We start from the raw sequence: 25277 nt of genomic DNA on the forward strand, positions 1-25277 counted from the left end.
TTATTTAAAGGTGGCTTCCGGCTGGTGTGTCTGGTCCTGATTCTGCTGCCCGGCAAAGTAATTGACGACGAAATCGCGAAAATGGCGGGCCGCCTTAGATAAATACCGCTTCTCATGCCAAGCGAGCTGGAACGTGCGTTGACATACAGGCTGTTCGATATGCAGCAGCGTAAGCGGCGTTGAGGTTGCGTTAATATTGCATCCCCCGGCAAAAGCGACGCCCAGCCCGGTGCGCACCAAGCTTGCTATGGCGGCAGGTTCGTCTACCCGGCAGACGAAGTTCGGCGATATCCCCGCCTCGCGGCAAAACGCATCGTTCATCTTTTGGAAAATAAATCCTTCCTTATACCCGATAAACGGCTCGTCTGCCACCTCGCTTAACGCAACGCTGCCACGGTCCGCCAGACGGTGACCCGGAGGCACGGCCAGAAACACTTCTTCGTGCAGAACGGCCACAGCATCGATGTCCGGACGTTCGATGGGCATCGCCGTGAAGCAAAAATCGACCTCTCCGGCTTCGAGAAGCTGCGCCATTTCATCCATGGAGGCTTGGGTAATACGAAAGTTCACATTCGGGTAAACGGCCAGAAACGCGCTTAGAGGGTCCGTCAGACGATTCAGCGTGGACATGGCCAAGCCGATGCTTCCTTGCTCGATACCGGCCATATCGGCCACTTCCCGGCGTCCTTCCTCCAGCGCGGTCAGCGCCGTTTCCACTTTGTCCAGAAACGCTTTACCGAACGAGTTGAGCCGGATTTGCCGGCCCTCGCGGTCGAATAACGGCACGCCTACATCGGCCTCCAGCCGGGAAATCGTTTTGCTGAGCGCAGGCTGCGCGATGTGAAGCTCTTGCGCCGCTCTCGTCATATGCTCCAGCTTGGCGACCGTCCGAAAATAATGGAGCTGCAGCAGTTCCATCCTCGTTCACTCCTTTTCATTCCCATTCATTCATATACTCGAGGTTATATAATATATGAGATAAGATGTATTTTTGTTTATTTATGTTCCAGTATAAAATAAATGCTGCAAGCGGGCAAATTCCTGCGAATCCCAAATCAGGAGGCATGACCAATGAGTGCAACATTGTTTATTAAAGCGAACAATCGTCCCATCGATCAAGCGGTAAGCGTGCAATTGTATCACACTTTTTTGGACAGCTATAGGGAAACGCATCCCGAAGATTCGATCACGGAACTGGATCTGTATCGGGAAAAGCTGCCGTACCTGGATACCCATCTGATCAGCGGAAGCTACAAATCCGGACGCGGCCTGCCGCTAACTCCCGAGGAACAGGCGATCACCTCGCTCGCGGACAAATACTTGGACCAATTTTTGGCCGCCGACAAAGTGGTCTTCGCTTTTCCGCTCTGGAACTTGACTGTCCCGGCCGTACTGCATACGTATTTCGATTATTTGAACCGAGCGGGGAAAACGTTCAAGTTTACGGCGGAAGGCGCCATCGGTCTGGTGCCGGATAAAAAGGCTGTTTTGCTGAGTGCGAGAGGCGGCATCTATTCGGAAGGCGAGGCGGCTTCCTATGAAATGTCGGTCAATTGGGTTCTGGCGAATCTGCGGTTATTCGGCATGACGGACATTGTTACCGTGATCGTCGAAGGCCACAGCCAATATCCGGACCGGAAGGAAGCCATCATTGGAGACGGAATTCAACGAGCCATTCAAGCGGCGAAGGTTTTTTGAGTCTAAGCGGAAAAGGGTTTGCGAATAGGCCTAAAAAGAAGCTGTGCGGGAACAGACGGTTCCTGCGGACGGCACAAATAAAAAGGAGGAGTTTGGTATGAAAGCGGCGGCGTTTTCTTCTCCGGGCACACCGGATGTGCTGCAAACGATGGAATTTGACGATCCCCAAGCGGGAGCGGGGCAGGTGAGAGTGCGCGTTAAGGCGGCAGGCGTGCAGCCGTTCGATTTGGCGTTGCGGAGCGGCTGGAGCCCTCCACCCGGTATAACGGTACAGTTCCCGCAAATTCCGGGCAACGAGTTCGCCGGGGTTATCGATCAAGTCGGGGAAGGGGTCACCGGCTTTTCCGTCGGCAGCGAGGTGATCGGCTACAAAATGCTAACCTGCTATGCCGAGTATGTGACGGTCGATGCCAGTCAAATCGTCGTTAAACCGCAGAGCATGCCTTGGGAGGTGGCGAGCGGTCTGTCCGGGGCAGGACAAGCGGCGTATACCGGGCTGAAGGAAATTGGAGCAGGCCATGGCGACACGGTATTGATCCATGCCGCAGCAGGCGCTGTCGGTACGATCGCCGTACAACTGGCCCGGGCTTGGGGCGCGACGGTTATCGGTACCGCCAGCGAGCGCAACCACGACTACCTGCGTTCGCTCGGAGCCATACCTGTCTCCTATGGAGAAGGTCTGGCCGACAGAGTGCGGGCTCTCGCTCCGCATGGAATCAATGCGGTGCTTGACGGGGCCGGAGGCGACGCCCTTCGCGTCTCGGTGGAATTGGTCCGGAACCGGGAGCGCATCGGCACCCTCGTCGGCTTCGACTTGGCCGAGGAATTGGGCATCCGTCCGATCCGCAGCCAGCGGTCGGCTGCCCGGTTGGCGGAGCTCGCCGATCTGTACGAGCAGGGCAAGCTGCGCCTCCATATTCGCAGCACATTCCCCCTGCGCCAAGCCGCCGATGCCCACCGTGAAGTCGAAACCGGACACGGGCGAGGCAAAGTTGTTCTAACGTTCGATTAGAAGCGGGGAAAAAGAGGGTGGGCGGATTCCGCAAGTTTTTCCGTTTTTAACCGGACGGGGTGCGAGAAACGTGAAGGCGGGCGTTATTACCGGCCTCACCGATACGAGCTATGCTCCGAATCGAAAGGCGAGCAGGGCAGAAGCCGCGGTAATGATCAGCCGTTGGCTTACCCTTGCCCAATGGATTAATTAACGGCCAGACAGCAAGCATTAGGATGGAATAGAAGCGACGGAGCCTCGAATTTGCGGGCTCCGTTTTTCGTTGGGAAAAAGTTTAGGTCCAGGCGAGCTTGTCTCATGTTGAAGGTAAAAGCAAAAAAACCGGCGTCCGCCAAGGCAGATACCGGTTTTATAGAAACAGTTGAATTTTAATCGATTTTATGTTAGAATGACGGTTAGCAGTTAAAAAAATGTGATATCTATCACTAATATCCAATTTTATACTATCACATATTTACGGCTTTGTCAAGAATTAATAAAGAGTGGGTTCGGAGAAGAGGGGGCAGCATATGGCGAACGATCAGCACAAGCAAGCGGAAACAGAGCTTACGATTGATCGGGTGAAACAGCAACTCATCGCGCAGGGCAAAGAGCAAGCTTCGCTCGCTTACAAAGAAATTACGGAGAAACTCGCTCCGTTCGATCCCGATCCGGAACAAATCAACGAGTTCGTCGAGCAGCTTAGCGAGCTTGGCATCGAGGTGGGCGGCGAACCGGACGAGGGGCCTGTATTCGGATCGGATCACGAGGAGCATGACCTGCTGCATGACGATCTGTCGCTCCCGCCGGGGATCAAGATCAATGACCCGGTACGTATGTATCTGAAGGAGATCGGACGGGTGCCGCTGCTTTCGGGGGATGACGAAATCAAGCTGGCGGAACGGATTCAGCAAGGGGACGAAGAAGCGAAACGCAGACTGGCCGAGGCAAACCTCCGTTTGGTGGTAAGTATCGCAAGACGTTATGTCGGCCGGGGCATGCTGTTTCTTGATTTGATACAGGAAGGCAATATGGGTTTAATCAAAGCGGTGGAAAAGTTCGATCACACCAAAGGCTTCAAATTCAGTACGTATGCCACATGGTGGATTCGTCAGGCGATTACGCGCGCGATTGCCGATCAGGCGAGAACGATCCGGATACCGGTACATATGGTGGAAACGATCAACAAGCTCGTACGCGTATCCAGACAGCTGCTGCAGGAGCTTGGCCGGGAAGCTACCCCGGAAGAAATTGCGAAGGAAATGGATTTGACGCCCGATAAAGTGCGGGAAATTATGAAGATCGCGCAGGAGCCCGTGTCGCTCGAAACGCCGATTGGCGAGGAGAACGATTCGAACTTGGGCGACTTTATCGAGGACCAGGAGGCGCTTGCCCCGGCGGACGCGGCAGCTTACGAGCTGCTGAAGGAGCAGCTTGAGGATGTGCTGGACACGCTTACGGAGCGGGAGGAAAACGTGTTGCGTCTTCGTTTCGGTCTCGATGACGGCCGTACGCGCACACTGGAAGAAGTGGGCAAGGTCTTCGGCGTGACCCGGGAGCGCATCCGGCAGATCGAAGCCAAGGCGCTGCGCAAGCTCAGACATCCAAGCCGCAGCAAGCGGCTGAAAGATTTTATGGATTGATCTTTATTCATGCGGCGAACGCGGGAAGTCGTGCTCTTGGAGCACGGCTTTTTTTTGTCAATAAGCTAAGGTTAATAATTTCTCATTAATTTCTAATAATAGCTTCTTATAGCAGGCGGGGAGCGGGAAAATTGATTTACTGGAAAATCATGTACTTTTTAATTGTGTTATGGTGTTCTTGGGGCGCTTGCCCAATCGCCAAACCAAGGAGGAAGTCATGATTAACACGAAGAAAAGCCGGATCGTCAAAGCGTTACTGGGAGTAACGATGAGCCTATCGATTGCCGTCACAGGAAATATGCTTGCAGTGCCGCAATCGGCTCAAGCGGCTACCGTATCTAAAGCATCGGTTGCAGATAAAATCATAGCCACGGGGAAGCGTTATTTAGGAGTCCGCTATCAGTTCGCGGCGCCTGCGGGAAGAACGGATGTATTTGATTGCTCTTCATTTACTCAATATGTATTCAAGCAGAACGGAATCAAGCTTCCTCGTTCCTCCAGACAACAAGCTACGGTTGGCATCAAGGTTGCCAAAAATCAACTGAAGCCGGGCGATCTGGTATTCTCGGACACGAATCGGGACGGAAAAATAAACCATGTGAGCATTTATATCGGAAACGGCAAGCTGCTCCATACGTATCGGGTCGGCGTCGGCGTTACCATTTCCAACTTTAAAGGCAGCACATGGGACAAGACTTTCGTTACCGCCCGTCGTGTTATCCGCTAAAACAGGGACGGCTTGCCGGCAGCATGCAAGCGGCTGCCGAATAAGCTTGTACAGGAAAATCCTTGAGCCAATCAAGGATTTTCTTGTTTTTCAGCGGAATAGCCTATGAAGCGGTTTTTCAAGTGATACATAAATGTTAGATATGGCCTATCTGAAAAGTCACATGCAACATATGTGAGTTATATTGACAATTACATAACATAGACATATAGTATAACTCAATAACTGAACTGAGAAGATAAATAAGATAAAGGAAAGGGTGAAGAAGGTGACAACGAACGTCTGCATGGAATGGCTGCGCCTGCTGCCAAAGGTCGACCTGCACCTGCATCTGGACGGGAGCGTCAAGCCGGAGACAGTTCTCGAACTTGCCGCGGCGGAGGGAATCCGGCTGCCTGCCGCTACGCCGGAAGGTCTGCTTCCTTACATGCAGGTTGATGAGCCGTGCGGCAGCTTGCCGGCGTACCTCGGGAAATTCGAGTTTGTCGGACGGTTCCTGCATCGGCCCGAAGCGTTGGAACGGGTGGCGTTCGAAGTCGTAGAGCAGGCGGCGGAGCACGGCTGCCGCTATATCGAGGTGCGATTCGGCCCGCAGCTGCATCGCAATCGCGGCATGACACCGGATGAAGTCATTAGCCGTGTAATCGCCGGGTTGAACCAGGGGGAAGCGCAGTTTGGCGTGAAGGCCAAGGGGATCGCCTGCTGTCTTCGGCATCATGAGCAGCTCGATAATATGGAAGTCATCGAAGCCGCTTCGCGTTTCCAGGGCAGAGGGATCGTGGGAGTCGATTTGGCCGGGGACGAGGCGGCTTACCCTGCCAGACTTCATCGCGAACTGTTTGCTTTGGCCCACCGCAAAGGGCTGCCGGTAACGATTCACGCCGGGGAAGCGGCCGGAGCCGACAGCGTGTACGAAGCGGTCGTCCGTCTGGGCGCGTCCCGTATCGGCCATGGCGTTCGCATGAAGGAAGATCCTTCCGTACTGGAGTTGGTCAAGGAGCGGCAGATTCCGCTTGAGATGTGTCCGGTGAGCAACATTCAGACGAGAGCCGTCCCCGGATGGGCTGCTTACCCGATCCGCGAATACTTCGATCTCGAAATTCCGGTGACGATCAACACCGACAACCTCACGGTTTCCGGCACGAATCTCACAAAGGAATATCATATCCTGATGGAAAAGTTCGGGTTTACCCCGGCGGAGATTGGCAAGCTTCTGTTAAACGGGCTGGAAGCGGGCTTTATGGATGAGGCGGACAAACGCGAGCTGCGTCGGTACTTTCTTCAAGCGTTGGCCGAACTGAATATTTCCTGATAGGCTGCGGCCCGTATGGCGGCGGACTCCCGAGCGGAGACCGCCGCTTCCTTTTTTGCAGGTAAGGACAATCCCGTTTGGGCGTTTCATTACAGCTCCCCCGGTGACTTCGATGTGCAAATATTTGTGTTTGTTTTTATTTATGGTAGACTACTTGCATAAAGAAGTGCGGCGGTGCCCGTCATTTCACGGAGAGGGGGGGAGCGGATTGTTCGCTGAGCAAAGGCATCAAGCAATTATTCAAAAAATAAACCGCGAGAAGTCGATCAAGGCGTCTGACTTGATGGAGCTGTTCGGCGTATCGTTCGAAACGGTCCGGCGCGACCTGGAGCATTTGGAGAAGGCGGGGTACTTGAAGCGCGTCCATGGCGGCGCAATCCTGAAGGAGTGGGATTACCGCGAAGAGATTCCGATGACCGTCCGGGAAAAGGTCCATTTGGACGGGAAAAACGAGCTGGCCGAAATTGCCGCGCGGTATGTGACCGAGGGGCAGTCCATCGCCCTTGACGTAAGCACAACCAATACGCAATTCATCAAAGCGCTGATGAAAAAGATCGAACGGTTGACGGTCATTACGAATTCGCTGCCGATCGCAAACGAGCTGGTCCATATGCCGGGCTACACGATCATTTTGATCGGGGGCGTGATCCGCAACGAAGAGCAGGGCATGATCGGTGATTTGGCCGAGGAGTTCGCTTCCCGGTTCCATGCCGATTTGTTTTTTATGAGCATGAGCGGCGTCACGCTGACCGAAGGCGTCACGGACTACGGTCTCGGCGAGGTGCAGATGAAGAAAATCATGCTGAAGAATGCCAAACGGACGATTGCGCTGGCCGACAGCAGCAAGTTCGAGGCGGTTTCGTTGATCAAAGTGTGCGGCTGTGCGGAGATCGAACGGTTCGTGACCGATTCGAGCATCGATCCGGCCATCGTGGACAAATATAAAAAGCACGGCGTCGAGATTGTCTGCCAATAGCGGGAGCCGCTCCGCCAGCTACAATAAAATACCCAGTAAGACTGGAGTCCCGGATTTTTGTCCGGGACTTTTTGATTTGGATGTGGCGTCGTTAGCTTGTGGAGTGAATAATAGGCTGTTGTAAATGTGTGTGTATGTGTGTTATTATGTTGGAAAAGTTGAATATCTCGGGAGGTGCTTGAAAATTATACTTTCATTGCTCCTTGTAATCGGATCGGGCATGACGCATGCGGTGTGGAATTTGTTCGCCAAGCAGAGCGAAGACAAAAGCGCGTTTTTGTGGGCGATCTTCATGCCTACGACGATCATGCTCATCCCATATCTTGTTCTTGAACTTGTCCAGACGGGGATTCCGGCCGAAGCCTTCCTATTCATCGTCGCATCCTTGGTGGCGCAAAGCGCTTACGCTCTGCTGCTGTCCCACACCTATAAGTTGGGAGATTTGTCGCAGGTGTACCCGGTGATGCGAGGAACGTCCACGCTGCTCATTCCCGCGACGGGAGTCCTCTTCTTGGGGGAATCTCTTCCGCTCTGGGGGTGGCTGGGGATCGGGTGCATGCTTCTGGGCTTTACGGTCATGAGCGGACGGAAGCGGGAACCGGAACGGGCGCCTGCGGTCTGGAAGCCTATCCTGTTCGCGCTATCGGTCGGACTCTGCATTACCTGCTACACGCTGATCGATAAGCAAAATTTGCAGTATTTATCGCCGCTGTCGCTGCTCGCCGTCTCCAATATCGGATTCGTGCTCGGTCTGACGCCGGCCGCTTTATCCTCCGGGAGATTGAAGCGGGCGGTTCGCGGACAGTGGAAGGTCGTGCTGCTCGGATCGATTTTGTCTCCCGGTTCGTATTTGTTGTTTTTATTGGCGATGAGGCACGCTCAAGTGTCCTATATTGCGCCGCTGCGGGAAATCGGCATCGTCTTCGGCACGCTGCTGGGTCTGATCGTGCTCAAGGAACGTCAAGGGACAAGAAGGCTCGCCGCATCGGTCATCGTCGTCGCAGGGATCGTCATGATCGCCGGTTCCGGGTAACGGATATCCTCATTTTCTCCTTGAAGGGAAGCGCTGAACATCAGAATGAATACCGTCTATGAAACGAAGATCGAGCCGCCGCTGCCCGATTATATGAACGCCGAAATGGACCGTGTAGTTAAGCGTTTGGACGAGCTGCCGCAGGAAGAAGCGCTCCGGCTTCTCTTCGTCACCGACCTTCATCACTGGAAGGGCGGGAACCAGCTTCGCACCGCCCGGGCCATCCAAGAGCTGACGCGCCGGCTGCCGCTTGACGCGGTCATCTGCGGCGGCGACCACAGCTTGAACGGGCCGATAGGCGATTTTATGGAATCGCAGCGCGAAATCATCCGCGAGCTGTCGGCAGCGGCATGCCCGGTGCTGCCGCTCAAGGGCAATCACGACGACAATTCGATTCACGACTTTTATCATCATCCGGAGAGTGCGGGCCACGTGGTCTTTCCGGAGGACAGCTTCGCTTTATACGTGGAGGAACGGCAGGAGGCCGTTACGCTGGACGCGGAGCATCCGTTGGGCTTGTATTATTCCTACGACATCCCGGAGAAGCGGGTGAGGGTCGTGCTGCTGAACATCATCGACATCCCGTACCGCGTAACGGAAAAAGGGAATTTGCAGTATAACGGCCAGTGGAAATACGCCTTCTCGGACAAGCAGCTCAACTGGGTAGCGCATAAGGCGTTTGACTTCAGCAGCAAGTCCGATTCGCGGGACTGGCGCGTCGTTCTGTTCTCGCACGCGTCCGTTTTGCAGGAGGGCGTATTCGGTGGCGATCACGGCATCGAGAACGACGAAGCGATGTGGGGCATTATGAAAGCGTTCCGGACGGGCACGTCTTACCGTTCGTCCCGCGAAGGGGAGTTCGGCTACGACGTGGAGGCCGATTACACGCAGCAGGGTCCCGGGGGACTGATCGCCAGCTTTTTCGGACATGTGCATTTCGATCAAATGCTGCTCAAAGACGGCATTCGCGTCATTTCAACCTTGAATGCGTATACGAATCAAGACTTCGAAGAGGCTCCAGCACGGACGGAGGGGACGATCACCGAGACGGCGTTCGATGTGATCACGATTCCGGTGCGGGGCAGCGAAGGTGAGGTGTACTTGACCCGCTTCGGCGCAGGCGAGGATCGGGTGGCGGATTATCGGCTGCACGGGCGGTAAAATGAATAAGCCATTAGGATTAGCTTTATGCGTCTGACCGCGGATAGGCTGCCGGGGGCTGTCCATATTCCATTCGGAAGACCTACAGTTTTCGACAATAGAACCTATTTTATCCTCTTTCCAAATTTAGTATCGTTTTAGTGGGTTACGAAACTGGAAGGAGGAGCGGTCATGCAGGAGCGCAGAAAATGGATTGACGTAGCCAGGGGATTAAGCATCATCCTGGTCGTATTGGGGCATTCCGGGAATGAAATCATCGACCATTATTTCGGTTGGTTCCGTATGCCGTTATTTTTTCTGGTCAGCGGGCTTTTGTTCAAAAGCGTGATGCCGGACAAGTACAGATCGTGGGCGCTGAAACGTATTCGCACGTTTATGATTCCGTATTTTGCCTACGGGATTTGCATTGCAGTGCTGGTCGCAGCCAAGCTGAGAGATCCGCTATCCGTTCCCCGCGATATTTGGAATCTCATTTACGGGGGAACGGTATTGGGCGGGTGGTACGGCGTCTTCTGGTTCATCACCTGTTTGCTGCTGGTGCATCTTTTGATGGGGTTTCTGACCCGATATCCGGTTAAGGTGCAAGCAGGAGCGGTGCTTGTGTCCTATGCGGCAGCTCATCTCGTCAGCATGACGCCTTTGGCCGAAGTGGACATCCCTTGGAATGCGGATGTGGCGCTGATGGCGGTTGCGTTCTTTTTTCTGGGCTATACCTTTAAGGCTCAGTTGGCTTCATGGTTGGAGCGGCGGACTTGGTTCATTCCGGCGCTGCTGATTTCGGCAGCCGCTATTGTTCTTAATAAAGAACAAATTTGGATTTTCCGCATGGACATGAAGATGAAGGTTTATACCCAGCCGGTGCTGGATCTCATCGTTCCGCTGGCGTGTGTCCTCGTCGCGCTTCAATTGTGCTACTGGATATCGCGCTGGCCGGGTTCTTCCGTTCTGGCCTTTTTGGGAACGGTGACCATCTCGATCATGTACCTGCACATTCCGGTCAACATCGTGCTAAAGTACGGTTTAGGCTTGGAATATGGCTCGCTTGTATTTACGCTGGCCGGCGTGCTGCTTCCGTTAGGGGCCGCTTGGCTCATGTCCAAATCGTCCTTGCTGACCACGCTTTTCCTGGGCCAGCAGGGCTTTGGGAGGAAGGAAAAGATCCAAGGCAAGCTGAAGGCGGCAGGTTGAGCTGATCGGGAAAGAGGTCAATGAGCTAATAGAGGTTACGAGGGGGTGGGGTATCTACTTCCGGTCGCTGTTGTCCGCGGGAAATTTTGATTTGAAGCCGCTTAACAGCGGGTATTTCCCGTAGACAAAGGTGAACGCTATCGCTCCTACAGTAGATACCCCACCTACGTATGTATCTCTAATCTTGTCAGAACCACTTTCCCGACACACTGAAGGCCAGCCTCTAGGCCGGCCTTGTTCGTTCAGCTTACTGGTACGTATCGCCGCCCTCGCCGTTCCAGGTCATCTCTGTGAAAGCGGACGGCGCGGCCGTGGTGATCGTGGCGGAGCCCGACGTTTTAAGCCCTCCCGCGACGCCGGTCATCGTATAATCCGAATACAGCTTCGTCGAGCCGAAGTTCGTATGAATCATCGCGCCGCCGAGATTCGAAGCGGTCACGGCTTTGAGCTCAAGATTGCTGCCGTACGATACGCCGTCGGTGGCGGTTATTTTGTTGGCGCGGAAAGCCTGGCCGGTCCCGGCGTTGTTTTTCACCGTCGTGCCGATCACCTGCACGTTGTTCGCGCGGATGAACAAGCCGTTGTTTCCTACCGTGGACTCCGGCACAGTATTCTTGAAATCGACCGTGCTTCCGATCACCTTGATGTGGTGCGTACCTTCCTTGAAGTCGAATCCGTCGTTCTTGGTGAGAATGGCCTTGCAGTTCAGGAACGTAATGTACCCGCTCCGGTCCGCATCCGGCTTCGTCTGCCAGTTCTGATCGGCATCCCCTACGTAGTACCCTTCCCCAAATTCCCCGCTTTGCCCTGTTGACTCTGCCGTGCAGTCTTCAAGTAGCCAGTACTGGCTGTTTTTGCGGATTTTAAAGGCTTCGCCCAGCGTATTTTTCACTGTCACTTTCGTAAGATAGCCGTGAGAGGCTTCGATCAGAATCCCTTTGTTCGATTTGGAATTCGAGTTAATCGTGACATTTTCCAGCTTGTAATAATTGTTTTTGATATGAAAAGCCGCATTGCCCGCGGATTCGGTAAAGGTGAAGCTTGCGCCGCTGCCCGTTCCCCGGATCGTAATATATTTGCCCGCGCTTCCGTTGACCGACGTCGCAATCGTGCCGTCCGATACGGCATACGTGCCCGAAACTTCGAGGATATCTCCCGGCTGGGCACCGGCCAAGTAGCTGCGCAAAGCGGCTACGTCGCCGGGCGGCACGGTTTTGGTCGCGGCCCATGCGGTGTGCGCGGGCGCTCCTATAGCGAGAATGGCAAAGCATACGAAAAATGCTAATGCGAGTGCTGCGTATGTTTTGGCGAACATCAGAACACGTCCTTTCGAATGAATAGCTTTACAGGCTGTGAGGCTTTGTCCAAGCCCAGCACCGGCCGGTTGGTTGTACTGCGGACTTTCTCACCGTCCCCCTTTCGCGAACCGTGCTGCCAAAGACGACATGTCGGAAGCGTTTTCGCTAAACGCCGCCAATTTTCGGATCGAATCCGCCGTTCGGACCGCTTGGAAAAAACAGGTTGTCTTTCCTCTAGCTTAACGGATTTGCGCGACCTCCGAAATGGCGGAAACTCAACTACAATTGACGGATATTGCTTTTTTCCTCGTTTTCGTCCGAACATAAATTATACTATTCCTAATGGAATACTTATGATATATTGATTTTTAACAAGTTCGCCAAGAGCTGGAAGGAGGAGGGAGCGCTCGTGAATATTGAGAATCTCGAGGCGTTCGTCTACGTCATTCATTTCAACAGCTTTAACAAAGCGGCCGACGCGCTGTTCTTGTCCCAACCGTCCATTACCGCCAGAATCCAGTCGCTGGAGCGTGAATTGGACGTCAAGCTTTTCGATCGGGAGGGCCGACATTTCTCGCTGACGGACAAGGGCAAGCAGTTTTTGCCCTACGCCCAGCAAGTGCTGCAGACCTACAAAAAAGGCAAGCAGCAGCTGCAGCAAATGAACGCCACGCCCCACGAGCTTCGGATCGGCTGCACCGTGTCGGCAGCCAATTATATGATCCCGGAGCTGGTGCCTCTCTTTAAGCAAAAATACCCCGATCTCCAGCTAAAATTAGTGACGGCTTCGAGCGAGTCAATCTTGGAGAAGCTGCTGAACAAGGAAGTGGACGTCGGACTTGTGCGCAACATTACGCATCCGCATGTGGACTCTGTCCGGTTCTACGAGGACCCGATCCGTCTCTTCGTGTACCAGGGGCATCCGTTTGTGAGCCAGGACCGCATTGCGCTGGAGGATATCGGAAGCGAGCCGATCGTGTTTTTCGAATGCGGAGCCCTCGATTGGATGAAAATTCACCGGCTGTTCGATACGCTCGACCGCCCGCCGAATATCGAGCTGCAGCTCGATAACCTGGAGACAGCCAAAAAGCTGGTGCTGAAAGAAATGGGAATCAGCTTTCTGCCGGAGCTGTGCGTGCGCAAGGAAGTGAAGGAAGGGCTGATGTGGCCGGTCGACATTCCTTCCCTTGCCGGCATCACCCTGCGCACCAATCTCGTTTCGCTCAAAGGGGAAGGCTCGGCTCTCGGCAAAATGGTGCTGGAGCTCAGCCGGGACATCGATTGGAAACGAAAGGCTTAAATCGAATTGTTCGATTTAAGAATAGAAATCCTCTATTACGTACCCGGTTGACGGACTACAGGGGCGGTGATAGACTTTTTTTAACCAAATAAAACCGACAAAACCTATTGGATTTTAATTAATTCGATAGCCGGATTACAGGAGGAATGGACGATGGGGCTGAAGCTAAGCATCTTGGATCAAAGTCCGTTTGACGAAGGAAAAACGGCAGTCGACGCGTTCCGGCATACGGTGGCTCTGGCGCGCAAAGCGGAGGAACTCGGTTACCACCGGTTCTGGGTGTCCGAGCATCACGATTCGGCCGCCGTCGCAGGCTCTTCCCCGGAAGTGCTGATCGCGCATTTGCTGGCGCAGACCGAGCGGATTCGCATCGGCTCCGGCGGGGTCATGCTGCAGCACTACAGCCCGTACAAGGTGGCGGAAAACTTCAACGTGCTCGCCTCGCTGGCCCCGGGACGGGTGGATCTCGGTATCGGCCGGGCGCCGGGAGGACTTCCCCGCTCGACGAAGGCGCTCCAACAGGAGACGGCCGGACATAGCAGACCGCTGGCGGATAAGCTGATCGAGCTGGAGCAGTTTTTGACCGATACGGTTCCCAGCGACCATCCGCTAAATGGGCTCAAAGCAATTCCGGTTCCGGCCGAGCCTGCAGACTTGTACCTGCTCGGAACGACGCCGGCCAGCGCGGAGCTTGCGGCGAGTCGAGGCATTCCCTACGTCTTCGCGCAGTTTATTAACGGGGATGAGGCGGTTGTCCGGCAGTCGCTGGACACGTACCGGAACCGGTTTGCTCCCCGGAAGTCCGCCCGCCCAGAGGCCATTCTTGCGCTGTCGGTCATTGTGGCGGATACGAACGAGGAAGCGAAACGGCTTGCCGCCGACGCCAAGCTCGTGAAAATTCACCTGGAGAGCGGAAGGACGATCACCGTCAAAACCGTAGAGCATGCGGAAGAATTCGGACGGCAAAGCGAGGAGAAATATACGATCGAAGTCAAGGATGCGGACGTCGTGCACGGCTCCAAGGAAACCGTACGCGCCAAGCTGCTGGACATCCAGCGAAAGTACGGCGTGGACGAACTGATTCTGATTCTCGCCTTGAAGGAATTCGAACAGCGGCTTCAGGCGCTGTCGCAGCTCAAGGAAGCATTCGCCGAATCGATCGTATAAACGTGGAAAACGAGGGAGGAATCGGAATGGCAAACGCAAGAAAGCTGAAATTGGGCGCAATCATCCACGGCGTCGGAGGGAATATGGCGGCTTGGCGACACCCGGATATCCAGGCGGACGCCAGCGTCAGCTTTGAATTTTATACGAAGCAAGCCCGCAAGGCTGAGGAGGGCAAGTTCGATCTGGTGTTTATCGCCGACGGCTTGTTCATTAACGAAAAGTCGATCCCCCACTTTCTGAACCGGTTCGAGCCGCTCACGATTTTATCCGCGCTTGGCGCGGTCACCTCAAAGATCGGTCTCGTCGGCACCTTGTCGACCTCCTACAGCGAACCGTTCACGGTCGCCAGACAGTTTGCTTCCCTCGATCATATCAGCGGAGGCCGGGCCGGATGGAATGTGGTCACTTCTCCGCTGGAAGGCACCGCCCTTAATTACGGCAAAAAAGAGCATCCGTCGCACGACTTGCGCTACAAGATCGCCGAGGAATTTTTGGAGGTGGCCCGCGGGCTGTGGGACTCCTGGGAGGACGACGCGTTCGTGCGGGATAAAGCTTCGGGCGTGTTCTTCGATCCGGACAAAATGCACCGGCTTGATCATAAAGGGCCATTTTTCTCCGTGCAGGGTCCGCTTAACATTGCCCGCTCCAAGCAGGGGCATCCGATCGTGTTCCAGGCCGGGTCGTCGGACAGCGGCCGCACCTTGGCGGCCAAGACGGCCGACGCGGTATTCACCGGGCACGAGTCGATCGAGGACGCCAAGCGCTTTTACCAGGACGTGAAGACGCGGGCAGCCGCATACGGCCGCAGCGCCGACGATATCCTCATCTTCCCGGGCATCGGGCCGATCGTCGGTCGGACGCAGGAGGAGGCCGAGCGCAAATACGAAGAGATCGCGAACCTCATGACGATCGAGAACGCTCTGAATTACCTAGGCCGCTTCTTCGACCATTTCGATTTCTCGCAGTTCCCGCTCGACGAACCTTTCCCCGATTTGGGCGATGTCGGCAGCAACAGCTTCCGCAGCACGACGGACAAAATCAAGCAGACCGCCAAGGAGCAGCGATTGACGCTGCGGCAGGTGGCGCTGCAGACGGCGACGCCGAAAGGCCAGTTCATCGGGACGCCGGAGAAGGTGGCCGACCTCGTTCAGCAGTGGTTCGAGGAGAAGGCAGCCGACGGATTTATTATTCATTCCAGCGTGCCGGGAGGACTCGACGATTTCGTCGAGCTGGTTGTACCGATCCTGCAGGAGCGGGGAATATACCGGGAGGAGTATGAATCCGACACGCTGCGCGGGAATTTGGGCCTCGCCAAGCCGGAAAACCGCCATACGCTCGCCAAACGAACGCCGCAGAATTTTGTGAAAAGCTCCTGATCGGATTCGTCTTGACTTGCAACTTTACGCACACGATTGGAGAGGGTCCCAGTGAAACGGTTACGGTTACTACGCCCATGGATGCTTGCCGCAGCGTTGCTTCTGCTTACGGCAGGCTGCGGAGGCGAAACCGGCGTCAAGCCTTCGTCAGGAGGGCTGGCGGGAGAGACGCAGCCGGGCGCGACGGGCGGCGAATTGACCTACGGCCTCGCCACGTCGCCGTCGGGGCTGGACCCGAACGTCGTCCCGGGAGCTGTCGATTACCGGGTGATGCGGGCGCTGTACGACAGCTTGGTCGTGCAAATGCCCGATCAATCGATCAAGCCGTGGCTTGCGACGGAATGGACGGTTTCCCCTGACGGCAAGAGCTATACTTTCAAGCTGCGCAAGGACGTGAAATTCCACGACGGCACGCCGTTCAATGCTGCGGCCGTCAAGTATAATTTTGACCGCATCGTCAATCCGGCGACCAAATCCCGGTTTGCGGTGACGCTGATCGGCCCTTACGAATCGTCGGAAGTGATAGATGACTATACGGTTAAAGTCAATTTGAAATCGCCTTACAGCGCCTTTCTGAGCAGCTTGAGCCAAGCGTTTCTCGGCATCGTGTCGCCGGCGGCAGCGGAGAAGCACAAGGACCAGCTGGCGAAACATCCAGTCGGCACCGGCCCGTTCACATTCGCCGGCTGGACGGAGAATGCCGCGATTCGGCTCGAGAAAAACGCGGACTACAAGTGGGGGCCTCCGATTGCCGAAAATTCCGGTCCGGCGCGCATCGATAAGCTGACCTTCAAAATCATTCCGGAGGAAGCGACCCGTATCGGCAGCGTGCAGAGCGGGCAGGTGTCGGCCGTCGAGACGGTCCCGCCGCAAAATCTCGTCTCGCTCAAGGGCGATCCGAACGTCAATCTGCTGCAGGCCGAGTCGACGGGCATTCCGTATACGCTCATGCTGAATCAGCAGCATCCCCCGTGGAACGAGCTTAAAGCGCGCAAGGCTGTGCAGCTGGGCATCGACTTCGAGGCGATCGTCAAGACGCTGTATCTGGGCGCATATCCGAGGGCATGGTCGCCCTTATCACCGTCCGTGCTGGGCTATAACGCTTCGCTCGAACAGATCGTGAAGCCGGACATCGCCAAAGCGAACGCGCTGCTCGACGAGCTCGGATGGGTGCGCGGAGCGGACGGCATCCGGGCGAAGGACGGCAAGCCGCTCACGATGCACTACATTGACGGTTCGCCCAACCGGGAGAAGCGCAACGATATCGCCGCCATGATTCAGCAGCAGCTGAAGCAGATCGGCATTGCCGTCAACATCGAGCTGCTTCCGGACACGACCAATGCGGTCATGATCAAGGGGACGAACGATTTAGTCGGCGTCAGCAACGTGTCGGGCGATCCGGACATTTTGCGGAGCTTCTTCCATACGAACGCCATTCCGACGCCGGAGAAATGGGGCCACAACCATACCCGGCACTCCGATCCGCAGCTGGATCAATGGCTGGAGGAAGGGCTGAGGGAGCAGGACCCGGCGAAACGCGCGGAAATTTACAAAAAGGTGCAGAGCTATGTCGTGGACAACGCCTACGGGTTCCCCGTTTACGTATTTCCATACACGGTGGCTGCCGCCAAATCGGTTCGTGGACTGAAATTCGATTCCCTCGGTTACCCGCTCTTCTATGACGTGACGGTGAAAAAATAACGACGGAAGGAGCCGGTTGCTATGGCTGGGGTGATCGTTCAGCGTCTCTTATCCTCCGTTGTAGTCATCATCGGAGCTTTGGTCCTCGTCTTTTTCATCCTGTACTTGCTGCCGGGCGATCCGGTCTTGATCATGCTGGCCGGGGCGCCGGCCAGTCCGGAGACGGTGCAGAACCTGCGCCATCAGCTCGGGCTCGACCAGCCGGTATGGGTTCAACTGGGAACTTACCTGTGGGATATGCTACGCGGAGATTTCGGCCGTTCGCTGGTCAGCGACGACCCGGTGCTGCCGAAAATTTGGGAGCAGTTTCCCGCTACCGCCCTTTTAACCTTGGTTAGCTCGTGCGTCGCCGTTGCGCTTGGCGTCGTGCTCGGAGTGCTCTCGGCGATCCATAAGGGTCGCGCGGTCGATCTGATCGCCCGGATCGTCAGCCTGTTCGGCATCTCGATGCCGACGTTCTGGTCGGGCATTCTGCTTATTCTGATCTTTTCAGTGCAGCTTCAGTGGCTGCCGGCTATGGGCTCGGAGGGCGTCCGAACGCTGATTCTACCTGCTTTGACGCTTGGGCTTGTCGGCGCCGGGTTCATCGTTCGCATGGTGCGCAACAGCATGCTTGAGGTGTTGGGCGAGCCGTTTATCGTTACGCTGCGCTCCAAAGGACTGCCGGAACAAATCGTCATGTACCGGCATGCGCTGCGCAACGCGCTCATTCCGGCCATCACGATGATCGGGATTCAAATCGGCGAATTGATGGCGGGGGCTGTCGTAATCGAAACCGTCTTTTCCCGGCAGGGCATCGGGCGTCTGCTGGCGGACGCCATCACGGCCAAAGATTTGCCGGTCGTTCAGGGTGTCGTCTTTTTTACCGCGATCGCGTATGTCGTCGTGAACCTGCTCGTAGATATTTCGTACTCGATCGTCGATCCGAGGGTAAGACGCTCAACTTAAACCAAGTAATACGGAAGGAAAAGAGGGTTAATTATGAAAAGCGTCGTTTCGGCCGCCAGACCGATTTTGTTCCGCAGGAGACCGCTCGTGTCCGCTTCGAGTCGATCAAAGCTATCGTCGTCGCTATCCGGGCCGTTCTTCTACGGGGCAGTATTGGCGGTGCTCTTCATAGCGGCGTGCGCCGTCTTTCCGCAGTGGATCGCTCCGTATTCGCCGACGGACATGCGGGCGGACCGGATTTTGCAGCCGCCGGGAGCATCCCATCCGTTCGGCACCGATTATTTCGGGCGGGACGTCTTCAGCGTCGTCGTCTACGGAGCCCGAAGCTCGCTGCTCATCGGCGTCGCTTCCGTTCTGCTCGGCGGCTTGGCCGGCAGTCTGATCGGAGCGCTGTCGGGCTATATTGGCGGTGCGGTCGATACCGTGCTCATGCGGTTCATCGATATTTTGATGGCGATCCCGAGCTTGCTGCTTGCGCTCGCCATTGCCGCTGCCCTCGGCCCGAGTCTGTTCAATGTGGTGCTGGCCGTGAGCGTATCGGCGATCCCGAAATACGCCCGTGTGCTGCGGGGCCAAGTGCTCAGCATCAAGGCGCGCCCTTATGTGGCGGCTTCCCGCTCGGTCGGCGCGTCTCATGCGCATATCCTCCTGCGGCATGTGCTCCCGGGCTCGTGGTCTCCGATGCTCGTGATGGCAACGATCGGCGTCGGTTCATCGATCTTGATCGGCGCGTCGCTCAGCTTTTTGGGGCTGGGGGTGTTACGGGAAATTCCGGACTGGGGCACGCTGCTAGCACAAGGGCGCGGCTACCTGACCGTCGCTTGGTGGATGGCGACGTTCCCCGGGCTAGCGATTACGTTGTTCGTACTGGCGGTCAATCTGATCGGCGATCAGTTCCGCGACCGGCTGGACCCGAAGCGGAGTCTGACATAGTAGTCAGTTGGATGCGTCAAATTTTCCACTACGTCAGGAGGAGATGCCCGAGTGAAGGCATTGCTTGAGATCGAGCATCTAACGGTTGATTTCGTCACCCCGGCCGGTTATCTTCCGGCGATCCGGGACGTGTCGCTCCGCATTGGAACAGGCGAAACGGTATGCCTGGTCGGGGAGTCCGGCAGCGGAAAGACCGTGACGGCCAAAGCCTTGATGCGCTTGATCGACTTCGAGAATGGCGTCATTACGGGCGGCTATGTGCGGATGGACAGCGTGGACTTGACGGCGCTGCCGCAGGAGGAAATCCGGCGCTGGAGAGGCAAACGAATCGCGATGGTGTTCCAGGAGCCGATGGCGGCGTTTGATCCGATCTTTACGGTCGGCAGTCAAATTGCCGAGTCGATGGTGCGCCATCATGTGGCTTCCCGGGCCGAAGCTTGGGAGCGCGGCATCGGGCTCCTGCGCAAGGTCGGCATCCCGGAGCCGGAACTCCGGATGAAGCAGTATCCCGGGGAGCTTTCCGGCGGCATGCTGCAGCGCGCGATGATCGCGATGGCGCTGGCCTGCGGCCCGGAGCTGCTTATCGCCGACGAGCCGACGACCGCGCTGGACGTGACGATTCAAGCGCAAATTCTCCAGCTGCTCCAGGAGCTGAAATCGGAGTTCAACATGTCAATTCTGCTCATTACGCACGATATGGGGGTGGCGGCGGAAATCGCGGACCGCATTATCGTCATGTATGCCGGAGAGATCGTGGAGCAGGCGGCGGCAGAGCAACTGTTTCGGGAGCCGCAGCATCCATATACGAAGGGGCTTCTGCAATCGGTCGCGACGCTGGAGAGCGACCGGGGAGCGAAGCTGTATTCGATAGACGGCTCGATCCCGAGCTTGTCCGCGCTGCCGGGCGGCTGCCGCTTTCATCCGCGCTGTCCGTTTGCCACGGAGGTCTGCGAGGAAGAGCGCCCGCCGCTCGCGGACATAGGCGGCGGGCAGGTGGCCTGCTGGCACGCCGGGGCTTTAGCGCATTCCGGGCGGTGGAAGACCGCCTTTGCCTCCGGAGCCTCCGAAACCGCCGCTGCCCGGGTGTCCCGAATCGTTGAACCGGAGGAGGATGAAGCCGCGCTGCTTCCTACCAGCAACCTGATCGAGGCGCACGAGCTGACCAGACATTTTCCGGTGAAGCAAGGCTTTCTTCGCTTCGGGCGTGCCGGAGCGCACATTCGCGCCGTCGATCAAGTGTCCTTCTCCATTCGCAAAGGGGAGACGTTCGGACTCGTCGGGGAATCGGGCAGCGGGAAGTCGACGCTGGGACGGCTGCTGCTCCAGTTGGACCGTCCTACAAGCGGCCGGGTCCGGTTCGACGGGCACGATTTGTCGAAGCTGACCGCCGGAAATTTACGGGAAGTCCGGCGCAACATGCAGATGATTTTCCAAGATCCGTTCGGCTCGCTCAATCCGCGCTGGAAGGTGGGCGATCTGATCGGGGAACCACTGGCGGTGCATGAAGGCTGGAGCGGACGCGCGAAGCGGGAGCGGGTAGAGCCGCTGCTCGCCGCCGTAGGGCTGAATCCGGCGTGGTACGACCGGTATCCGCACGAACTTTCCGGCGGACAGCGGCAGCGGATCGGCATCGCCCGGGCGATCGCGCTGCGTCCGAAATTTATTTTGGCGGACGAAGCGGTGTCCGCGCTCGACGTATCCGTCCAATCGCAGATCGTCAATTTGATGCAGGATTTGCAGCACCGTCTGGGGCTGACGTATTTGTTTATCGGCCACGGCCTGCAGATCGTCCGCTACATTTCCGACCGGATCGGGGTAATGTATCTGGGCAAGCTGGTCGAGATCGCTCCGAGCGAGGAGCTGTTCCGTCACCCGGCGCATCATTACACCAGGGCGCTGCTTGCTTCCATCCCTGTCCCCGACCCTTCCCGCAAAAGAACATGCTCCGCCATTCAAGGAGAAATCCCGTCTCCGGCCCATCCGCCTTCAGGCTGCCGCTTTCATCCTCGCTGCCCCGCAGCGACGGCGAGATGCCGGGAGGATGCGCCGGAGTTAACCGAGGTGGAAGCGGGCCGCTGGGCCGCTTGCCACTATCCCGCATAAAGTCAGGAGGAGACACTGTGAGCCAGAGTGTTATCGATATTGAAGCGTACTTGCATACGCATGAGCAGTTGAAGCAAGCCATCGAAGGCTTGTCGGAGAGTCAGCTGAAATGGAAGGCATCGCCGGAGCAATGGAGCGTAACGGAGGTGCTGTCGCATCTGGCCGATCACAGCATCGTCGTCTCGTTCCGCATCCGCGAGCTGTTGTCCGAATCGGCGGCGCAGCTGCCCGCCTTCAAGCAGGACCCTTGGGTAAGCTCGGTCCGCGCGAACGAAAGCTCCGCAGACGATATTTTGGACGTATTCCGGGTGCTGCTCGTCTTCAACAGCCGATTGTTCCACCGGTTAACCGGGGAAGATTGGAGCAAGAGCGGCGTCAATTTCAAAGGCGAAACCGTGACGCTGGAGCAAGCGGTTCAAGCTTTTATCAACCACGTGCAGACGCATCTGCGGCAGATCGAGCGAATAAAGCAGGCTCTCCCGCAGAATGAATCGGTAAAATAAGAATATTTGTGCCAAAAAAGAAGCTGATTGGACCGCCAAAAGCTCCTGTTTATTCAAGCAGGGGCTTTTTGGCTTTACGCTCGGACCGGCTGGACGAACAATTCATCATGATCATGGGGGTTACCATATGAAAAAACGATTACTTTCGGCGTCTCTGCTGACCGTCCTCCTTCTGGCAGGCTGCGGCGCTCAAGCCTCTACGGGAGGGGCGGGGAACAAAGAGGCGGCCGCGGGAGCGGGCAGCTCCAGTGCGCCAGCTTCCAATGGAAGTCAGGCCGTGAAAAAAATCATCGTCGGCACAGGCACTCAGTTTCCGAACATCTGCTTCATCGACAAGGACGGCAAGCTGACCGGGTACGATGTGGAGCTCGTCAAAGAAATCGACAAGCGTCTGCCGGAGTATGAGTTCGAGCTGAAAACGATGGAATTCAAAAATTTGCTGCTGAGCCTGGAAACGAAAAAGATCGATTTTATCGCGCATCAAATGGAAGTGAACGAGGAGAGACAGAAGAAGTTTTTGTACAACGACGAAGCGTACAACATTTTCCCGAACAAAATCGTCGTGCACAAGGACAATAACGACGTCAAGTCGATTGCGGATTTGAAGGGCAAGAAGCTGATCGCCACCGCGACGAGCAATGCGGCGGCGCTGGCCGAAAAATACAATAAGGAGCACGGCAATCCGATCCAGATCGTGTATACCGGCGCAGGCGAAGACACGAGCACGCAAGTCAAAACCGGGCGGGTCGACGCCTTGATCAGCACGCAGTTTGCCATCGATTACTTGAACAAAAGCGCGGACGCCCAGCTCAAAACGGTCGGCGAGACGCTTTCCAATTCGAAGGTGTATTTCATGCTTCGCAAGGACGAAGGCGAGCTGAAAAGCAAGATCGACGAGGCTTTGAAGGCGATCAAGGCCGACGGGACGCTGGCGAAGCTGAGCAAGCAATGGCTGGGCGACGACTATACCGTGGAAAAATAAACCAAATTCCCTTACAGAAAGGTATGGGTTGGAATGGGGAAATCGTTCGACGCCGCGCTCATAGGGGAGTTCCTTCCTATACTGCTGTCTTACCTGCATATTACTCTGTTTATTTTGGCCGCTTCGCTCTTCTTCGGCGTACTGCTGGGACTGCTGATCGCGCTGCCCCGGCTATACAACGTTCCGGTGCTGAACCGGATCGCCGCCGTTTACGTCTCGTTTGTCCGCGGAACGCCGATTTTGATCCAATTGTTTCTCGTCTTTTACGGGGTGCCTGCGCTGCTGCAGCTCGTGAACTTCGACATGTCGCGGATGAATCCGATCGTGTTCGTCATTATTACGTATGCGCTCGGCAGCGCCGCCTCGATCTCCGAGGTGATCCGCGGGGCGGTCAACGCCGTAGACCGCGGTCAGCTTGAAGGCGCGTACGCCGTGGGCATGACGGGACCGCAGGCCTTCTTCCGGATCGTCCTGCCGCAGGCGTTCGTCATTGCTTTTCCGAACTTCGCGAGCACGGTGATCGGCTTCTTGAAAGATACGTCGCTGGCGTACTCCATCGGCGTCATGGACATGATGGGGCGGGGGCAGACGCTGATTGCGACGACCGCCCACACGCTGGAGGTGTATATCGGTCTGACGATCATTTATTATTTGACCGTGCTCGTGCTGGAGAAGGGCTTTGCGTTGACGGAAATCCGACTGCAGCGGCACGAGCAAAGAATCGCGAGCGCATGACCGGCTGCCGGTCCGGGGATGGAGTGAGAACGAATGAGTATCGACATCGGGTTTATTGTGACGGCTTTTTTTGAAATATTGGATGCGCTGCCTCTGACGCTGGTCATTACGATCGTCCCGCTGCTGTTCGGGTTCGTCATCGGCGTGGTGACGGCGCTGATCCGCATGTACAAGGTGAAGGTGCTGCACCGGATCGCCGACGCGTATGTTTCCTTTTTGCGCGGAACGCCGGTCATTTTGCACGTGTTCCTCATTTATTGGGGGCTGCCAATGCTGATCGACAAGCTGTCGGCGTATTACGGATGGGGGATCAAGACGGCTTCGATCCCGATTCTGTCGTTCGTGTTGACGGCGTTCTCCTTGACCGCCGGCGCCTACATGTCCGAGATCATCCGCTCCGGTCTCCTGGCGGTAAACCGCGGTCAGATCGAGGCCGCCTACTCCGTCGGCATGAGCACGCCGCAAGCGCTCCGACGCATCGTGCTGCCGCAGGCGATCGGGGTTATTTTGCCGAATCTGTGCAACCTGTTCGTCGGATTTTTGCATACGTCGACGTTTGCGTTCACGGTCTCGCAGATGGAACTGCTGGGCAAAGCCAGCGTCGTGGCGTCGAATAATTTGAAGTTTCTGGAAGCCTTTATCGCGGCGGCGCTGATTTATTGGGGAATCACGGTCGTGGCGGAGCGGCTGACGGCTTATTTGGAGAAAAAAGTAACCAAATACAATCGGGGAGGCGTCACATGATTCGGCTGACGAACATTCAAAAGTCGTTCGGCAAGCAGGCGGTGCTGAAAGGGATCGACTTGTCGGTGGAAAAAGGAGAGGTCGTTGTCATTCTCGGGCCCAGCGGATCGGGCAAAACGACGCTGCTCCGCTGCGTCAACCTGCTGGAGCGCCCGCAGGACGGGGAGGTGGCGATCGGCGATTTTACGGTCAACTGCAAGCATCCGAGCAAGCGCGACATCTTGACGCTGCGCCGCAAAACGGCGATGGTGTTCCAGCATTACAATTTGTTCAAGCATAAGACGGCGCTGGAAAATGTGATGGAAGGTCTCGTGATTTCGCAGAAGCTGCCGAAGGAAGAGGCGAGGAAGCAAAGTCTTCAGGTGCTGGAGAAGGTCGGCCTCGCGGCAAAAGTCGATGCCTATCCCAGCCAGCTTTCGGGCGGGCAGCAGCAGCGGGTCGGGATCGCCCGCGCTTTGGCGCTTAATCCCGAGGTGATTTTGTTCGACGAGCCGACGTCGGCTCTCGATCCCGAGCTGGTCGGCGAGGTGCTGTCGGTCATCCGCAAAATTGCGCGCGAAGGCATCACGATGATCGTCGTGACGCATGAGATGAGCTTCGCCCGCGAAGTGTCGAACCGCGTGGTGTTTATGGACGAAGGCGTCATCGTCGAGGAGGGAAAGCCGGAGGACATTTTCTCCCGCCCTCAAGAAGAGCGCACCAAGCAGTTCCTGCGAAGAATCACGCCGGAATGGAGTTATGTGATATAATAGCGAAAA

The 25277-nt window shown here is 56.2% G+C and carries 24 protein-coding genes; 22 read left to right on the forward strand and 2 right to left on the reverse strand.

What is annotated here, in order from left to right:
* On the reverse strand, positions 1-918 hold the full coding sequence (locus NI000_RS33540) for a LysR family transcriptional regulator (protein WP_253415671.1): 918 nt from the start codon (positions 916-918) through the stop codon (positions 1-3).
* 153 nt (positions 919-1071) lie between these two features.
* Between NI000_RS33540 and NI000_RS33545 the strand changes: the two genes are divergently transcribed.
* The 10 genes from NI000_RS33545 to NI000_RS33585 all read left to right on the forward strand — a co-directional run bounded on the left by NI000_RS33545 (position 1072) and on the right by NI000_RS33585 (position 10729).
* On the forward strand, positions 1072-1698 hold the full coding sequence (locus NI000_RS33545) for an FMN-dependent NADH-azoreductase (protein WP_253415672.1): 627 nt from the start codon (positions 1072-1074) through the stop codon (positions 1696-1698).
* Between the two features lie 97 nt (positions 1699-1795).
* Positions 1796-2710 (forward strand): NADP-dependent oxidoreductase, encoded by a 915-nt coding sequence (locus NI000_RS33550; RefSeq protein WP_253415673.1) that lies wholly within the window; start codon positions 1796-1798, stop codon positions 2708-2710.
* A gap of 70 nt (positions 2711-2780) precedes the next feature.
* Complete coding sequence (locus NI000_RS37255) at positions 2781-2903, forward strand: S-layer homology domain-containing protein (protein ID WP_375541029.1); 123 nt, start codon at positions 2781-2783, stop codon at positions 2901-2903.
* 316 nt (positions 2904-3219) lie between these two features.
* On the forward strand, positions 3220-4332 hold the full coding sequence (rpoD, locus tag NI000_RS33555) for an RNA polymerase sigma factor RpoD (RefSeq protein ID WP_253415674.1): 1113 nt from the start codon (positions 3220-3222) through the stop codon (positions 4330-4332).
* Between the two features lie 217 nt (positions 4333-4549).
* The gene (locus NI000_RS33560) at positions 4550-5059 is read left to right on the forward strand and encodes a C40 family peptidase (RefSeq protein WP_253415675.1); all 510 of its coding nucleotides are present in this window, start codon (positions 4550-4552) and stop codon (positions 5057-5059) included.
* Between the two features lie 286 nt (positions 5060-5345).
* Positions 5346-6371 (forward strand): adenosine deaminase, encoded by a 1026-nt coding sequence (gene add, locus NI000_RS33565; RefSeq protein ID WP_253415676.1) that lies wholly within the window; start codon positions 5346-5348, stop codon positions 6369-6371.
* A gap of 208 nt (positions 6372-6579) precedes the next feature.
* Positions 6580-7347: a DeoR/GlpR family DNA-binding transcription regulator gene (locus tag NI000_RS33570; RefSeq protein WP_253415677.1), complete on the forward strand. Its 768-nt coding sequence runs from the start codon at positions 6580-6582 to the stop codon at positions 7345-7347.
* 124 nt (positions 7348-7471) lie between these two features.
* The gene (locus NI000_RS33575) at positions 7472-8380 is read left to right on the forward strand and encodes a DMT family transporter (protein ID WP_446030841.1); all 909 of its coding nucleotides are present in this window, start codon (positions 7472-7474) and stop codon (positions 8378-8380) included.
* A 45-nt stretch (positions 8381-8425) separates the two neighbouring features.
* On the forward strand, positions 8426-9541 hold the full coding sequence (locus tag NI000_RS33580) for a metallophosphoesterase family protein (protein ID WP_253415679.1): 1116 nt from the start codon (positions 8426-8428) through the stop codon (positions 9539-9541).
* Positions 9542-9712: 171 nt separating this feature from the next.
* The gene (locus NI000_RS33585) at positions 9713-10729 is read left to right on the forward strand and encodes an acyltransferase family protein (RefSeq protein ID WP_253415680.1); all 1017 of its coding nucleotides are present in this window, start codon (positions 9713-9715) and stop codon (positions 10727-10729) included.
* A gap of 247 nt (positions 10730-10976) precedes the next feature.
* On the opposite strand, the gene NI000_RS33590 is transcribed toward NI000_RS33585, so the two are convergent.
* Entirely contained in the window at positions 10977-12044 is a 1068-nt protein-coding gene (locus NI000_RS33590; protein WP_253415681.1) for a hypothetical protein, read from the reverse strand.
* Positions 12045-12436: 392 nt separating this feature from the next.
* Here NI000_RS33590 and NI000_RS33595 point away from each other — a divergent pair, with 392 nt between their 5' ends.
* The 12 genes from NI000_RS33595 to NI000_RS33650 all read left to right on the forward strand — a co-directional run bounded on the left by NI000_RS33595 (position 12437) and on the right by NI000_RS33650 (position 25268).
* Positions 12437-13327: a LysR substrate-binding domain-containing protein gene (locus tag NI000_RS33595; protein ID WP_253415682.1), complete on the forward strand. Its 891-nt coding sequence runs from the start codon at positions 12437-12439 to the stop codon at positions 13325-13327.
* A gap of 153 nt (positions 13328-13480) precedes the next feature.
* Positions 13481-14494, forward strand: coding sequence for an LLM class flavin-dependent oxidoreductase (locus NI000_RS33600; protein WP_253415683.1), 1014 nt, complete (start codon positions 13481-13483; stop codon positions 14492-14494).
* A gap of 26 nt (positions 14495-14520) precedes the next feature.
* A complete protein-coding gene (locus NI000_RS33605) occupies positions 14521-15870 on the forward strand; it encodes an LLM class flavin-dependent oxidoreductase (RefSeq protein WP_253415684.1) in 1350 nt (449 codons plus the stop codon).
* Between the two features lie 81 nt (positions 15871-15951).
* Positions 15952-17571 carry an ABC transporter substrate-binding protein gene (locus NI000_RS33610; RefSeq protein ID WP_253415729.1) on the forward strand — a complete coding sequence of 540 codons (1620 nt, stop codon included), beginning with the start codon at positions 15952-15954 and terminating at the stop codon, positions 17569-17571.
* 21 nt (positions 17572-17592) lie between these two features.
* Complete coding sequence (locus NI000_RS33615) at positions 17593-18519, forward strand: ABC transporter permease (protein ID WP_253415685.1); 927 nt, start codon at positions 17593-17595, stop codon at positions 18517-18519.
* A 33-nt stretch (positions 18520-18552) separates the two neighbouring features.
* Positions 18553-19452: an ABC transporter permease gene (locus NI000_RS33620; protein ID WP_253415686.1), complete on the forward strand. Its 900-nt coding sequence runs from the start codon at positions 18553-18555 to the stop codon at positions 19450-19452.
* Positions 19453-19503: 51 nt separating this feature from the next.
* Positions 19504-21555 carry an ABC transporter ATP-binding protein gene (locus tag NI000_RS33625; RefSeq protein WP_253415687.1) on the forward strand — a complete coding sequence of 684 codons (2052 nt, stop codon included), beginning with the start codon at positions 19504-19506 and terminating at the stop codon, positions 21553-21555.
* A 17-nt stretch (positions 21556-21572) separates the two neighbouring features.
* Positions 21573-22058: a DinB family protein gene (locus NI000_RS33630; protein ID WP_253415688.1), complete on the forward strand. Its 486-nt coding sequence runs from the start codon at positions 21573-21575 to the stop codon at positions 22056-22058.
* A 127-nt stretch (positions 22059-22185) separates the two neighbouring features.
* Positions 22186-23040: a transporter substrate-binding domain-containing protein gene (locus NI000_RS33635; RefSeq protein ID WP_253415689.1), complete on the forward strand. Its 855-nt coding sequence runs from the start codon at positions 22186-22188 to the stop codon at positions 23038-23040.
* A 33-nt stretch (positions 23041-23073) separates the two neighbouring features.
* Positions 23074-23775: an amino acid ABC transporter permease gene (locus tag NI000_RS33640; protein ID WP_253415690.1), complete on the forward strand. Its 702-nt coding sequence runs from the start codon at positions 23074-23076 to the stop codon at positions 23773-23775.
* 33 nt (positions 23776-23808) lie between these two features.
* Positions 23809-24519, forward strand: a complete 711-nt coding sequence (locus NI000_RS33645) for an amino acid ABC transporter permease (RefSeq protein ID WP_253415692.1) — start codon at positions 23809-23811, stop codon at positions 24517-24519.
* On the forward strand, positions 24516-25268 hold the full coding sequence (locus tag NI000_RS33650) for an amino acid ABC transporter ATP-binding protein (RefSeq protein WP_253415693.1): 753 nt from the start codon (positions 24516-24518) through the stop codon (positions 25266-25268). The genes NI000_RS33645 and NI000_RS33650 overlap by 4 nt, the downstream gene beginning before the upstream one ends.
* Positions 25269-25277: the final 9 nt, after the last annotated feature.

This window comes from Paenibacillus tyrphae, assembly GCF_024158745.1.
In the GTDB taxonomy this organism is placed as follows: domain Bacteria; phylum Bacillota; class Bacilli; order Paenibacillales; family NBRC-103111; genus Paenibacillus_G; species Paenibacillus_G tyrfis_A.

Excerpts from the sequence above, each read along its gene's own strand:
- NI000_RS33540 (WP_253415671.1), bottom strand. The coding sequence starts at position 918 with ATGGAACTGCTGCAGCTCCATTATTTTCGGACGGTCGCCAAGCTGGAG.
- NI000_RS33545 (WP_253415672.1), top strand. The coding sequence starts at position 1,072 with ATGAGTGCAACATTGTTTATTAAAGCGAACAATCGTCCCATCGATCAA.
- NI000_RS33550 (WP_253415673.1), top strand. The coding sequence starts at position 1,796 with ATGAAAGCGGCGGCGTTTTCTTCTCCGGGCACACCGGATGTGCTGCAA.
- rpoD (WP_253415674.1), top strand. The coding sequence starts at position 3,220 with ATGGCGAACGATCAGCACAAGCAAGCGGAAACAGAGCTTACGATTGAT.
- NI000_RS33560 (WP_253415675.1), top strand. The coding sequence starts at position 4,550 with ATGATTAACACGAAGAAAAGCCGGATCGTCAAAGCGTTACTGGGAGTA.
- add (WP_253415676.1), top strand. The coding sequence starts at position 5,346 with ATGGAATGGCTGCGCCTGCTGCCAAAGGTCGACCTGCACCTGCATCTG.
- NI000_RS33575 (WP_446030841.1), top strand. The coding sequence starts at position 7,472 with ATGTGTGTGTATGTGTGTTATTATGTTGGAAAAGTTGAATATCTCGGG.
- NI000_RS33580 (WP_253415679.1), top strand. The coding sequence starts at position 8,426 with ATGAATACCGTCTATGAAACGAAGATCGAGCCGCCGCTGCCCGATTAT.
- NI000_RS33585 (WP_253415680.1), top strand. The coding sequence starts at position 9,713 with ATGCAGGAGCGCAGAAAATGGATTGACGTAGCCAGGGGATTAAGCATC.
- NI000_RS33590 (WP_253415681.1), bottom strand. The coding sequence starts at position 12,044 with ATGTTCGCCAAAACATACGCAGCACTCGCATTAGCATTTTTCGTATGC.
- NI000_RS33600 (WP_253415683.1), top strand. The coding sequence starts at position 13,481 with ATGGGGCTGAAGCTAAGCATCTTGGATCAAAGTCCGTTTGACGAAGGA.
- NI000_RS33605 (WP_253415684.1), top strand. The coding sequence starts at position 14,521 with ATGGCAAACGCAAGAAAGCTGAAATTGGGCGCAATCATCCACGGCGTC.
- NI000_RS33610 (WP_253415729.1), top strand. The coding sequence starts at position 15,952 with ATGCTTGCCGCAGCGTTGCTTCTGCTTACGGCAGGCTGCGGAGGCGAA.
- NI000_RS33615 (WP_253415685.1), top strand. The coding sequence starts at position 17,593 with ATGGCTGGGGTGATCGTTCAGCGTCTCTTATCCTCCGTTGTAGTCATC.
- NI000_RS33620 (WP_253415686.1), top strand. The coding sequence starts at position 18,553 with ATGAAAAGCGTCGTTTCGGCCGCCAGACCGATTTTGTTCCGCAGGAGA.
- NI000_RS33635 (WP_253415689.1), top strand. The coding sequence starts at position 22,186 with ATGAAAAAACGATTACTTTCGGCGTCTCTGCTGACCGTCCTCCTTCTG.
- NI000_RS33640 (WP_253415690.1), top strand. The coding sequence starts at position 23,074 with ATGGGGAAATCGTTCGACGCCGCGCTCATAGGGGAGTTCCTTCCTATA.
- NI000_RS33645 (WP_253415692.1), top strand. The coding sequence starts at position 23,809 with ATGAGTATCGACATCGGGTTTATTGTGACGGCTTTTTTTGAAATATTG.
- NI000_RS33650 (WP_253415693.1), top strand. The coding sequence starts at position 24,516 with ATGATTCGGCTGACGAACATTCAAAAGTCGTTCGGCAAGCAGGCGGTG.